Annotated in this window: 10 protein-coding genes; 8 read left to right on the plus strand and 2 right to left on the minus strand. The window is 74.1% G+C overall.

Features of this window, described 5'->3' with window-relative positions:
* Window positions 1-96: 96 nt before the first annotated feature.
* Complete coding sequence (locus SM577_RS05165) at window positions 97-1,227, plus strand: glycerophosphodiester phosphodiesterase (RefSeq protein ID WP_474586407.1); 1,131 nt, start codon at window positions 97-99, stop codon at window positions 1,225-1,227.
* A 54-nt stretch (window positions 1,228-1,281) separates the two neighbouring features.
* Here SM577_RS05165 and SM577_RS05170 read toward each other — a convergent pair whose 3' ends face one another.
* Together SM577_RS05170 and SM577_RS05175 are read right to left on the minus strand one after the other, a co-directional pair.
* Window positions 1,282-2,202 (minus strand): RNA polymerase sigma-70 factor, encoded by a 921-nt coding sequence (locus SM577_RS05170; RefSeq protein ID WP_474586408.1) that lies wholly within the window; start codon window positions 2,200-2,202, stop codon window positions 1,282-1,284.
* A 73-nt stretch (window positions 2,203-2,275) separates the two neighbouring features.
* Window positions 2,276-3,031, minus strand: a complete 756-nt coding sequence (locus SM577_RS05175; protein ID WP_474586409.1) for an SDR family oxidoreductase — start codon at window positions 3,029-3,031, stop codon at window positions 2,276-2,278.
* Between the two features lie 787 nt (window positions 3,032-3,818).
* On the opposite strand from SM577_RS05175, the gene SM577_RS05180 reads away from it, so the two are divergent.
* The 7 genes from SM577_RS05180 (at window position 3,819) to SM577_RS05210 (ending at window position 12,337) form a co-directional block, all read left to right on the plus strand.
* The gene (locus SM577_RS05180) at window positions 3,819-5,024 is read left to right on the plus strand and encodes a substrate-binding domain-containing protein (RefSeq protein WP_109906123.1); all 1,206 of its coding nucleotides are present in this window, start codon (window positions 3,819-3,821) and stop codon (window positions 5,022-5,024) included.
* A 3-nt stretch (window positions 5,025-5,027) separates the two neighbouring features.
* Complete coding sequence (locus SM577_RS05185; protein WP_302919591.1) at window positions 5,028-5,771, plus strand: ABC transporter ATP-binding protein; 744 nt, start codon at window positions 5,028-5,030, stop codon at window positions 5,769-5,771.
* Window positions 5,772-6,539 (plus strand): ABC transporter ATP-binding protein, encoded by a 768-nt coding sequence (locus tag SM577_RS05190; RefSeq protein WP_474586410.1) that lies wholly within the window; start codon window positions 5,772-5,774, stop codon window positions 6,537-6,539.
* Window positions 6,539-7,429 (plus strand): branched-chain amino acid ABC transporter permease, encoded by an 891-nt coding sequence (locus SM577_RS05195; RefSeq protein ID WP_302919589.1) that lies wholly within the window; start codon window positions 6,539-6,541, stop codon window positions 7,427-7,429. The genes SM577_RS05190 and SM577_RS05195 overlap by 1 nt, the downstream gene beginning before the upstream one ends.
* Window positions 7,426-8,544 (plus strand): branched-chain amino acid ABC transporter permease, encoded by a 1,119-nt coding sequence (locus tag SM577_RS05200; RefSeq protein WP_302919588.1) that lies wholly within the window; start codon window positions 7,426-7,428, stop codon window positions 8,542-8,544. Before SM577_RS05195 ends, SM577_RS05200 begins: the two co-directional genes overlap by 4 nt.
* A gap of 309 nt (window positions 8,545-8,853) precedes the next feature.
* Entirely contained in the window at window positions 8,854-11,001 is a 2,148-nt protein-coding gene (locus SM577_RS05205; RefSeq protein ID WP_474586411.1) for a DEAD/DEAH box helicase, read from the plus strand.
* Between the two features lie 388 nt (window positions 11,002-11,389).
* On the plus strand, window positions 11,390-12,337 hold the full coding sequence (locus SM577_RS05210) for a hypothetical protein (RefSeq protein WP_302919584.1): 948 nt from the start codon (window positions 11,390-11,392) through the stop codon (window positions 12,335-12,337).

Genomic DNA, 12,337 nt, shown 5'->3' on the forward strand with positions numbered 1-12,337 from the left:
CCCGGAGGGTTCACCTGTCGGCCAGTCGTCGACCAACTGCCGGACAACCCGGACCGGTCTGCTGAGGGCGTTCCTCGACGACGACAGGAGACGGCGTTGCGACGTACCCTTTCCGCCCTCGGCCTGGCCGGCGCCCTGCTCGCGGCCGTGGTGGCCGTGCCCACCACCGGCGCGGCGGCCGGTCCGGCGGCCGGTCCGGCGACGGGCAGCGAGAAGGCCGGCGGCCGCCCGCTGGTGATCGCCCACCGCGGGGCCAGCGGCTACCGGCCCGAGCACACCCTGGAGGCGTACCGGCTGGCCATCCGGCAGGGCGCCGACTTCATCGAGCCGGACCTGGTCTCCACCTCGGACGGGGTGCTGGTGGCCCGGCACGAGAACGAGATCTCGGGTACCACCGACGTGGCCGCCCGCCCGGAGTTCGCCGCCCGCCGGACCACGAAGACCATCGACGGCACCCGGGTGACCGGCTGGTTCACCGAGGACTTCACCCTCGCCGAGCTGAAGACGCTGCGGGCCAAGGAGCGGCTGCCGCAGGTACGGGTGGCCAACACCGCCTTCGACGGCCGGTTCGAGGTGCCCACGCTCCAGGAGGTCATCGACCTCGCCCGAACCGAGGGGCGGGCACGGGGCCGCACCATCGGCGTCTACCCGGAGACCAAGCACCCCAGCTACTTCGCCTCGATCGGGCTGCCGCTGGAGGAGCCGCTGGTGCGGGTGCTCCGGGCGAACCGGCTGACCCGGAAGAACTCGCCGGTGATCGTGCAGTCCTTCGAGACCGCCAACCTGCGCAAGCTGGACCGGATGATCGACGTCCGGCTCGCCCAGCTGCTCGACGCCAGCGGCCGCCCGTACGACTTCACCGTCGCCGGTGACACCCGCACCTACCAGGACCTGGCGAAGCCGGCCGGCCTGGCGTGGATCGCCCGGTACGCCGACGGCGTCGGGGCGAACAAGAACCTGATCGTGCCGCGCGACGCCGCCGGGAAGCTGCTCGCCCCGACCACCCTGGTCCGGGACGCGCACCGGGAACGGCTGGTGGTGCACGCCTGGACGTTCCGCGCCGAGAACCAGTTCCTGCCGGCGGACTTCCGGATCGGCACCGACCCGAACGCCCGGGGCGACATCCAGGCCGAGTACGAACTCTTCCTCGGCCTGGGCCTGGACGGGGTCTTCGCCGACCACCCGGACACCGCCGTCGCCGCCCGCGCCGGACTCGGCCAGCGCTGACCCGGACCGCCCGCCGGCCCGTCACCGTGCCACGGTGGCGGGCCGGCGCCGTGCTCAGCCGGCGAACCCCCGCAGCTTGTCCGGATTGACCATGATCAGCAGCTGGGAGATCCGCCGGTCGGTGGCGTCCAGGGCGACCACGGCCTCCGGCCTGCCGTCGGCGTCCGCCACCAGCAGCGCCGGTTCGCCGTTGGCCTCGACGATCCGGAAGGTCGACGCACGCCAGTACTTGCGCCAGACGTTGTCCAGCAGGTTGGTGACCCGGGCGGGCCCGCTGACGTCCTTGCGCGCGGCGGGTACCCGGCCGCCGCCGTCCGAGCGGGCGACCACTTCGTCGGCGAGCAGCCGTTCCAGCCGGGCCAGGTCCCCGTCCCGGGCCGCCGCGACGAACGTCTCGACCAGCCGCCGCCGCTCGGCCCGGGACGCCGGTGCGGTCCGTCGCGTCGCGAGGTGCCGGCGGGCCCGGCTGACCAGCTGCCGTGCGTTCGCCTCGGTGGTGTCGAGGACCCCGGCGATCTCGCGGTGCGAGTAGTCGAAGGCCTCCCGCAGCACGTACGCGGCGCGCTCGGTCGGGGTGAGCCGCTCCAGCAGCAGCAGGACGGCGGCGTCCAGCGCCTCCGCGCGTTCGGCGCCGAGCGTCGGGTCCGCGCTGGTGTCCACCGGCTCCGGCAGCCACGGCCCCACGTACCGTTCGCGGCGGGCCCGCGCCGAGCCGGCGGCGTTGACGGCCAGCCGGGTGGTCGTGGTGGTCAAGAAGGCGGCCGGGTTGTCGACCTTCCGGCGGTCCGTCCCCTGCCAGCGCAGCCAGGCGTCCTGCACGACGTCCTCGGCCTCGGTCACGCTGGCCAGCATCCGGTAGGCGATGCCGAACAGGCGCGGGCGGATGGCGAGGAACTCGGTGAGGTCGTCCGCCGTCACGGCCGGGCGTCCGGGTGCGGGCGCGGCGCCGTCGGCGTCCGCCCGACCGCTCACCATGCGCCCAACGTAGCGGGCGCCGCGGTGGGCCGGCGCGGGGAGGCGGGCCCACCGCGTGCGCACCACCGCGGGGTTACGCCCGCTGGCCGGCCCGCTGGCGCCACTGCGCCACCGTCGTCGTGCCCTTCCGCGCCCCGTCGGAGGTCACCAGCGAGCGCTCCTGAAGCCGCGCGCCGAAGTACCGGGCCTCCGGGTCGGTGACCACCTCCCTGGCCTCCCCCTGGGCGGCCAGGGTGTCGCGGCCGAGTTCGTCGAGCCGGAACTGTTCCGGGCCGCCGACCTCGACGATGCCGTTCACCGGGTCGCCGAGGCTGACCTCGGCGACCGTCGCCGCGACGTCGTCGGCCGCGATCGGCTGGATGAGCGCCGGGGAGAGGTGGACGGTGTCCCCGTCGGCCCCGGCCGCGACGATGCCCGGGACGAACTCGATGAACTGCGTGGCCCGCACGATCGAGTACGGGATGTCGGCGGAGGTCACCAGCTTCTCCTGGGCGACCTTCGCCCGCATGTAACCGCTGTCCGGGATGCGGTCGCAGTTGACGATGGACAGCGCCACGTAGTGGCCGACGCCGGCCTCGGCCCCGGCGGCCAGGAGGGTGCGGGTGGAGGTCTGGAAGAAGTCCAGCACCGCCGAGTCCTCGAACGACGGCGAGTTGGACACGTCGACGACGACGTCCGCGCCGGCCAGCGCCTCCCTGACGCCCTCACCGGTCAGGGTGTTGACGCCGGTCTTGGGGGACGCGGCGACCACCTCGTGGCCCTGCCCCTCCAGGATGGCCACCACCTTGCTGCCGATGAGTCCGCTGCCGCCGATGACGACGATCTTCATGATCGATCTCTTCCCTTCCTGCCGCGGCACCTCACGCCGCAGTCAAGCACCTACGACCGGGCAGGGCGGCGATTCGTGACAACCGGTCAGCCGTTCGTGAGCTGACCCATTCCCGCGGCGGCGACAGGTGCCCGGGGACGCTTACGAGCTGCCCCACGCACCGGACCACCGCCGGGGCGTCCCGCCGGGGGTGTCGGGGCGTCCTGCCGGGGGTGTCCCGCCGGGGGCCTCCCGCCGGAGCGTCCCGCCTGGGACTCCCGACGGCGCGTCCCGTCTGGGCGGCGCGGCGGGGGCACCCGCGAAGATCGCGCTGTTTCCTTGTTGTAGTGGCCTCGGGTGCGGTGGGAAGCCACCACAACATCGATCGAGCATGATCGTGCTGCCTCGCCGGGTCCGGACCAGGGTGGCCCGAGGATGCCCCGTCTGTAGGGGCAGCTCGACAGGACGTTATCGAGTGCGGGCCGGGGTGCCCGCGAGGTCGCCGTGCGGGCACCCGAGAGTGGTGGGCGGTCCTGCGTCGGCCACCGGCCGGGCCGCGGGACGGGTCGGCGGCGTACCGCGTTCGGCGGGGGGCGGTGGCGGGGTGCGACACATGCCCGGTTTCGGCCACGGCTGCCGCGCCCATCGCGCCGGTACGCCGTCACCGCCGCAGGTCGGAGGCTGTTACGGTCGGCCATCCCACCCCTGTTACTTGTGTGTTTCGGCCACATAGCCCGTGCGTGACGTCACTTCTAGCGTGAGCCGACAAACGAGTTCCCTTCCCTCCGAGTCCTCACGTGGAGTCGCAATGACGGTCCGGACGACGCGGCGGGTGTTCCTGTCCACCGCCACGATGATGGCCGCGGCGCTCGCCGCCACGGCCTGTGGCAGCCCGCAGGACACCGCCTCCGGTGGCGGCGACAGCGCCGCCCCGGTCAAGGTTGGCCTGGTCTACTCCCAGTCGGGAGCGCTGGCCAGCTACGGCAAGCAGTACATCGAGGGGTTCAAGGCCGGCCTCGACTTCGCCACCAAGGGCACCAACAAGGTCGGCGACCGGTCCATCGAGATCACCGAGGTCGACGACGCCGGCGACCCGGCGAAGGCGGTCTCCGCGGCCAAGGACCTGATCGGCAAGGGACACAAGATCATCGCGGGTTCGACGGCGTCCGGGGTGGCCCTCCAGGTCGCGCCGATCGCCGCGCAGAACAAGGTGCTCTTCATCTCCGGGCCGGCCGCGACCGACGCGGTGACCGGCGCGAACAAGTACACCTTCCGGTCCGGGCGGCAGTCGTACCAGGACGTGCTGACCGCCAAGTCGTTCATCGGCGACCCGGCCGGCAAGAAGGTCGTGGTCTTCGCCCAGGACGGCGCCTTCGGCGACGCCAACGAGGCGGCCGTGAAGACCGTCATCGGCGGCGCCGGCGCGACCGTCAGCAGCGTCCGGGCCCCGGCCAGCGCCACCGAGTTCACCCCGTTCGCCAGCCAGATCAAGGCCGCCAAGCCGGACCTGCTCTTCGTCGCCTGGGCCGGCACCACCGCCCCGGCCATGTGGCAGACCCTCGACCAGCAGGGTGTGCTCTCCTCCACCACCGTCGTCACCGGCCTGGACATCCGCGCCAGTTGGCCCACCTTCGGCGCGGCCGGCAGCAAGATCTCGTTCCTGTCGCACTACTTCGACGGGGCCACCGACAACGAGGCCACCAAGGCCGCCAAGGCCAAGATCCCGGGCGGCACCCTCGACCTGTTCCACCCGGACGGCTTCGCCGCCGCGCAGATGGTCGTCCGCGCCGTGCAGGAGGGCGGCGACGACGTCGAGAAGATGGTCACCGCGCTGGAGGGCTGGAGCTTCGACGGCGTGAAGGGCAAGATGACCATCCGCGCCGAGGACCACGCCCTGCTCCAGCCGATGTTCCAGGCCAAGCTGACCGGCAGCGGCACCACCTTCACGGCCACCGCGCAGAAGAGCCTCACCGGCGACGAGAGCGCGCCGCCGGCCGTGGCGATGAAGGGCTGAACCATGCTCGCCACCCGCGGTCTGACCTGGCGGATCGGTGAGGTCGCCATCGTCGACGGCGTCTACCTCGACCTGGCGCCCGGGGAGTTCCTCGGCGTCATCGGGCCGAACGGCGCCGGCAAGACCTCACTGTTCAACCTGATCACCGGCCTGCGCCGGGCCACGGAGGGACGGGTCACCCTCGACGGGCAGGACATCTCGTCCCTGCCGCCGCACCGGCGGGCCCGTCTCGGACTGGGCCGTACCTTCCAGGCGTCCTCGGTCTTCGGCTCGCTCAGCGTGCGGGAGAACGTGCGGCTCGCCGTACAGGCGCACCGCGGGGGCTCGATGAAGCTGTGGCGGCGGGCGGCGGCCGACCGGGAGGTGGCCGCCGCCGCCGACGCGGCGCTGGACCGCGTCGGCCTCGCCCACCGGGGTACGGCGCTCGCCGGCACGCTGGCCCACGGCGAGAAGCGCAAGCTGGAGATCGCGCTGCTGCTGGCCGGCGAGCCGCGGGTGATGCTGCTCGACGAGCCGATGGCCGGGGTCAGCGCCGAGGACGTGCCGGAACTGGTCGCGGTGATCCGGTCGTTGACCGGCGACAGCGGCCGGTCGGTGCTGATGGTGGAGCACCACATGGACGTGATCCTGGAGCTGGCCGACCGGATCGCGGTGATGCACCACGGCGCGCTGCTCGCCTGCGACACCCCGGAGACGGTGATGGCCAACCCCACCGTGCAAGAGGCCTACCTGGGGGAGTCACTGTAGATGGAACCCATTCTCGAGGTGGAGAACCTGTCGGTCCGGATCGCCGGGCTGCACATCCTCCAGGGGGTGTCGTTCACCGTCGCCCCGACCGGCGTCACCGTGCTGCTCGGCCGCAACGGCGTCGGCAAGACCACCACCCTGCGCGCCATCGTCGGGCTCACCCCGCGCGGCGGGGAGGTGCGCGGTGCCATCCGGATGGGCGCGCAGAGCCTGCTGGCCCGGCCGACCCACCGGCTGGTCCGCGGCGGGCTCGGCTACGTGCCCGAGGACCGGTGCGTCTTCGCCGGGCTCACCGTGGCGGAGAACCTGCGGCTCGCCGAACGGCGCGGCACCACCCCGGCGTACGACAAGGTGTACGCGCTCTTCCCCGAGCTGGACCGGCGGGGCCGGCAGCGGGCCGGTTCGCTCTCCGGTGGCCAGCAGCAGATGCTCGCCATCGGCCGGGTGCTGCTCAACGACAACCGGCTGCTGCTGGTCGACGAGCCGACCAAGGGGTTGGCCCCGAAGGTGGTGACCGAGGTGGCCGAGGTGCTGGAACGGGTCGCCGAGTCCGTGCCGGTGCTGCTCGTCGAGCAGAACCTGGCGGTGGTCCGGCGGCTCGCCCGCGACGCCGTGGTGCTGGCCGCCGGTCAGGTGGCCTGGGCCGGGGACGCGCAGCGGTTGCTGCTGGAGACCGCGCTGACCAAGTCGTTGCTCGGCGTGGGCTCCGCCGAGGGGCACGCGCCGGCCGCGTCCGGCGGGCCGGCCGGCGGGAAGGACGGGCACTGATGGACACGATCGTCCTGCTGACGCTGACCGGGCTCGGCCTGGCCGCGCTCTACTTCCTGGTCGCCTCCGGGCTCTCGCTGGTGTTCGGCCTGGCCGACGTGCTCAACTTCGCACACGGGCTGTTCCTCGGCGTCGGCGCGTACGCCACCTGGTGGGCGGCGGGCAACCTGCCCGGCGCCGGCGGCGACGGGTTCGGCTTCCTGCTCGCGGTCGCCTTCGGGGTGGCCGCCGGCACGCTGGTGGCGGTGCTGGTCGAGCTGGTGCTGATCCGGCCGCTCTACTCGCGCACCATCGAGCAGGTGCTGGTCACCGTCGGCCTGTCGCTGGCCGGGGTGGCGCTGCTCCAGGCCACCTGGGGCGCGGACGCCCGGCCGTTCCCGCGCCCCGACTGGACCCGGCAGGTGACCGGGGTCCTCGGCGCGCAGGTGCCCAACGGCGGCCTGCTGCTGATCATCGCCGCGGTGGTGGTGCTCGGCGCGATCCTCGCCTTCCTCCGCTGGACCCGCTACGGCCTGGTGATCCGGGCCGGGGTGGAGAACCGGGAGATGGTGACCGCGCTCGGTATCGACGTGCGCAAGGCGTTCACCCTGGTCTTCGCGATCGGCGGGGCGGCCGCGGCGCTGGCCGGCGCGCTCGGCGGCGTCTACTTCGGCACCGTCTCGCCGGGGCAGGGCGGCTCGCTGCTGATCTTCGCGTTCATCGTGGTGGTGATCGGCGGGATGGGCTCGGTGGTCGGGTCCGCGTACGCGGCGGTCGCGGTGGGCCTGCTGCAACAGTTCGTGAACTACTACGGCACCTCCGGGCTGGGCGACATCTGCGTGGTCGCGCTGCTGGCCGTGGTGCTGCTGCTGCGCCCGCAGGGCATCGCCGGAAAGGTGGCAACGGCATGACCGAGGTCAAGAGTCCCGAGGTTCCGGCGCCGCCGGCGGCGGTGCCCGCCGAACTGACGCCGGACACCGGCCGGTGGCACCGGGTGCGCCCGTTCCTGCCGCTGGTCGCGCTGGTGGTGGCGTTGATCCTGCCGTACTCGACGGTGCACCTGCCGGGCATCTTCGAGGGCCCGCTGAACTCGCCCGGCACCCTGCAACTGCTCGCCGTGTGCCTGGTCTTCGGCGGCCTGGCGGCCGGCTACGACCTGCTCTTCGGCCGCACCGGCATGCTCTCCTTCGGGCACGCGCTCTACTTCGCGGCCGGTGTCTACGGCACGGACATCCTGGTCACCAAGGCCGGGCTGCCGCTGTGGCAGGCCGCGGTGCTGACCATCACCGGCGGCACGATCCTCGCCGCGCTGCTCGGCGCCGTCGCGCTGCGCACGGTCGGCATCGCGTTCGCCATGGTGACGCTGGCCTTCGCCCAGGTGGGCGCGATCCTGGTGGCCCGGGACTTCGGCGGGCTCACCGGCGGCGAGGAGGGGCTACCGCTGGACGTCTCCGGCCTGCCCCCGGCGCTGGTCGGGGTGGCCAACACGGTCAACCTCTACTGGCTGGCGCTGGCGTACCTGGTCGTGGTGATCTTCGTGGTGCACCGGGTGAGCGGCTCGCCGACCGGGCGGGTGCTCGCCGGCCTGCGCGACGACGAGCGGCGGGTCGGGGTGCTCGGGCTCGACCCGTACCGGTTCAAGCTGGTCGCGTTCACCCTGGCCGGCGGGCTGGCGGCGGCCGGCGGGGTGGTCTACTGCCTGATCGTCGGCGGTGCCTCGCCGCACATCACCTCCTCCGAACTGACCCTGTCGCTGCTGGTCATGGTGGTGCTCGGCGGGCCGGGCACCCGGTGGGGCCCGGTGCTCGGCGGCATCCTCTACATGTACCTGGACCACCGGCTGGTCGCCTTCGGCACCAGCGACGCGGTGGACGCCCTGCCCGCGATCCTCAGCCGCCCGCTCTCCCAGCCGCTCTTCGTCCTCGGCACCGTCTTCATCCTGGCCGTCTACTTCTTCCCCGGCGGCCTCGCCAGCCTCGCCCCCCGCCTAACCCACCTCCGCAAAACCCTCCACCCCCACCCCTAACCCAACCCCCCCGCCCCCCCCGCCCCCGGGCCCGCCCCCGTCGATCATGAAGTTATCGGCGCGACACGCCGATGGCGGTGACGCTAACTTCATGATCGACGGGGTCTGTTCGTGGGAGGTGCGGGAGGCGTGGGATGAGCGGTGGGGGATGGGTGAGCGGTTGGCTGTGGTGAGTGGTAGGGGGGAGCTGCTGTTCTTCCTCCCTCCGACGCCGGCGGCCCCGGCGGCCGAGCCGCCGCCGGCCGGATCGTGACCGGAACCTCCGGCGCGAACCGGGGTGCGGTCACCCGGCGCTGGTAGAAATGCCGGATGAGCCAGGATCGGGCGGCGGTACGGGAACGAGCCGAGGCGGTGCTGCGGCGGCTGGCCGGCGAGCACGCCCGGCTCCGCGAGGACCAGTGGCGGGCCATCGAGGCGCTGGTGGTCGACCGGCGGCGGGTGCTCTGCGTGCAGCGCACCGGCTGGGGCAAGTCGGCGGTCTACTTCGTGGCCACCGCACTGCTGCGGCAGACCGACGGCCCCACCGCCGACAGCCCCGCCGCCGGGCCGCGGACCGGGCCGACGGTGATCGTCTCGCCGCTGCTGGCGCTGATGCGCAACCAGGTCGAGTCGGCCGCCCGGGCCGGCATCCGGGCCCGGACCATCAACTCCGCCAACCTCGACGAGTGGGACGAGATCACCGCCGAGATCCACGCCGGCGCGGTCGACGTGCTGCTGATCAGCCCGGAGCGGCTGAACAACCCCGACTTCCGGGACACCGTGCTGCCGAGGCTGGCCGCGACCACCGGGCTGCTGGTGGTGGACGAGGCGCACTGCGTCTCGGACTGGGGGCACGACTTCCGGCCCGACTACCGGCGGCTGCGCACCTTCCTCGGCAACCTGCCCGACGGCACGCCGGTGCTGGCCACCACCGCCACCGCCAACGCCCGGGTCACCGCCGACGTCGCCGAGCAGCTGGGCGACGCGCTGGTGCTGCGCGGCACCCTGGACCGGGAGTCGCTGCGGCTCGGCGTGGTCGAGCTGCCCGGCCCGGCGCACCGGCTGGCCTGGCTCGCCGACCACCTGGACCGGCTGCCCGGCTCCGGCATCGTCTACACGCTCACCGTGGCAGCGGCGGGGGAGACCGCCGAGTTCCTCCGCTCGCGCGGCTATCCGGTCGCCGCGTACACCGGGCAGGCCGACGACGCGGACCGGCGGGCGGCCGAGCAGGACCTGCTGGACAACAAGATCAAGGCGCTGGTCGCCACCAGCGCGCTGGGCATGGGCTTCGACAAGCCGGACCTCGGCTTCGTGGTGCACCTCGGCGCGCCGCCCTCGCCGATCGCGTACTACCAGCAGGTCGGTCGGGCCGGCCGGGCCGTCGAGCACGCCGAGGTGCTGCTGCTGCCGGGCCCGGAGGACGCCGCCATCTGGCGCTACTTCGCCTCGCTCGCCTTCCCGCCGGAGGAGCAGGTCCGCGCGGTGCTGGCCGCGCTGCACACCGACCGGCCGCTCTCCACCCAGGCCCTGGAACCGATCGTCGACCTGCGCCGGGCGCGCCTGGAGCTGATGCTCAAGGTGCTCGACGTGGACGGCGCGGTCCGCCGGGTCCGCGGCGGCTGGCTCGCCACCGGCGAGCCCTGGGTCTACGACGAGGCCCGGTTGCGCCGCGTCGCCGCCGCGCGCACCGCCGAGCAGCAGGCCATGCGGGAGTACGCGACCACGCCCGACTGCCGGATGCGCTACCTGCGGGAGTGCCTGGACGACAGCGGGGCGGGCGACTGCGGCCGGTGCGACCGGTGCGCCGGCCCGCTGTTCCCGCCCGAGGTGTCCGACGCCGCGCTGGCCGCCGCGCAGACCTTCCTCGGCCGGCCCGGGGTGGAGATACCGCCGAAGAAGCTCTGGCCGACCGGGCTGGACGCGGTCGGCGTACCGCTGAAGGGCCGGATCGCCCCCGGCGAGCAGGCGCTGCCCGGCCGGGCCGTGGGTCGCCTCTCCGACCTGGGCTGGGGCGGGCGGCTGCGCGGCCTGGTCGGGCCGGAGGCCGACGACGGGCCGGTGCCGGACGACGTGGCCGCCGCCGTGGTCGAGGTGCTCAAGGCGTGGGCGCACGGCGACGACCCCTGGCCGCGCCGCCCGGTCGGGGTGGTCGCGGTCGGCTCGCGCCGCCGGCCCCGGCTGGTCGGCTCGCTGGCCGAGCGGATCGCCGCGGTCGGGCGGCTGCCGCTGCTCGGGCAGGTGACGGCGGCCGGTCCGGCCGGCGGGCCGCGCGGCAACAGCGCCCAGCGGGTACGCGCCCTGCACGGCGCGATCACCGTGCCGGACGACCTGGCCGAAGCCTTGGCCGGGCTGGACGGGCCGGTGTTGCTCGTCGACGACCTGGTCGACTCCGGCTGGACGATGACCATGGCCGCCCGCGAACTGCGCCGGGCCGGCGCCCCCGACGTGCTCCCGCTCGCCCTGGCCATCGCCGGCTGACCGGCTCGGCGGCGGGCGTTCGTGGGTTCGGGGTGTGGCCCGCGATCGCTGCGGGCGGTCGAGCTGGATCCCTGCGCCGGTCTGGCCCGGGCGACCCCGTAGCCCCGGCACCCGGGGAAGCGACCTGCGGGCCACGCCCGCAGCGTGGGCCGCTGCTGGACCTCCGCTGCGTGCGCCGCCGACGCCGACTGCCCGAGGGCTGGCCGGCGGGGAACCGCTCGGGGCCCCAGCCGGCCCGCCCGGGGCGGTCGGTGACCGGCCGCGGGCTTGGCCTCAGCACGCCGGCCGCGACCGGCCGGAAAGTTCCCGGGCCGGACGGATTGCGACGGTCGCCACCCCGCGCCGCCACCCGGCGATCGTCGCTGGTCACGACGGTAGCGTGGGCGCCATGACCGAGCCCGGTACGCCGGCGACGCCAGAGCGCGACCTCGCCAGACCCGACGGGAGCACCGTCCGGCTGGCGCTGGTGGTCGGCGGGCTGGTGCTGGCCGTCCTGCTCGGCTTCGGGCTGGGCCGGATCAACGGCGACGGGCCGCCGGCCGGCACCGGGCTGGACAGCGCGCTCGCCGACCACACCCACGCCCCCGGCACCGGAGCCCACGAGCACGGCGCCGACCAGAGTGCCGCGGCAGAGGCGGCCGGGCTGGCGGTCACCGCGTCCGGCTACACGCTCACCCCGCTGAGCGGGGAGTTCACCGCCGGCCGGGAAGGCGAACTGCGCTTCCAGGTGCGCGACGCGCAGCGCCGGGCGGTCACCCGGTTCGCGGTGGTGCACGAGAAGCCGATGCACCTGATCGTGGTCCGCCGGGACCTGACCGGCTACCAGCACCTGCACCCGAGCATGGCGGCGGACGGCACCTGGTCGGTGCCGCTGACCCTGCCGCAGGCCGGCGTCTGGCGGGCGTACGCCGACTTCACCGCCGTCGCCGACGACGGCCAGCAGGTCCCGGTGACTCTCGGGGTGGACCTGGTCGCGCCCGGCGACTACGCCCCGCGGTCGCTGCCCGCGCCGGCCACCTCCGCCACCGTCGACGGGTTCACCGTCGGCGTCGCGGGCACCCCGCAGGCCGGGCTGACCGTGCCGCTGACCTTCCGGATCACCGCCGCCGGCGGCAGCACCCCCGTGCTGGAGCGCTACCTCGGGGCGTACGGGCACCTGGTGGCGCTGCGTGAGGGGGACCTCGGCTACCTGCACGTGCACCCGGAGCCGGAGCTGGTCGACGGGGCGGTCCGCTTCTGGCTGACCACGCCCGGCCCCGGCCGGTACCGGCTCTACCTCGACTTCCAGGTGGCCGGCGAGGTACGCACCGCCGAGTTCACCGTCACCGTCCCCTGA

The organism is Micromonospora desertarenae, assembly GCF_056150265.1.

Coding starts and splice junctions, on each gene's coding strand:
- SM577_RS05210 (WP_302919584.1), top strand. CDS start 11,390: ATGACCGAGCCCGGTACGCCGGCGACGCCAGAGCGCGACCTCGCCAGA.
- SM577_RS05180 (WP_109906123.1), top strand. CDS start 3,819: ATGACGGTCCGGACGACGCGGCGGGTGTTCCTGTCCACCGCCACGATG.
- SM577_RS05170 (WP_474586408.1), bottom strand. CDS start 2,202: ATGGTGAGCGGTCGGGCGGACGCCGACGGCGCCGCGCCCGCACCCGGA.
- SM577_RS05185 (WP_302919591.1), top strand. CDS start 5,028: ATGCTCGCCACCCGCGGTCTGACCTGGCGGATCGGTGAGGTCGCCATC.
- SM577_RS05190 (WP_474586410.1), top strand. CDS start 5,772: ATGGAACCCATTCTCGAGGTGGAGAACCTGTCGGTCCGGATCGCCGGG.
- SM577_RS05200 (WP_302919588.1), top strand. CDS start 7,426: ATGACCGAGGTCAAGAGTCCCGAGGTTCCGGCGCCGCCGGCGGCGGTG.
- SM577_RS05205 (WP_474586411.1), top strand. CDS start 8,854: ATGAGCCAGGATCGGGCGGCGGTACGGGAACGAGCCGAGGCGGTGCTG.
- SM577_RS05195 (WP_302919589.1), top strand. CDS start 6,539: ATGGACACGATCGTCCTGCTGACGCTGACCGGGCTCGGCCTGGCCGCG.
- SM577_RS05175 (WP_474586409.1), bottom strand. CDS start 3,031: ATGAAGATCGTCGTCATCGGCGGCAGCGGACTCATCGGCAGCAAGGTG.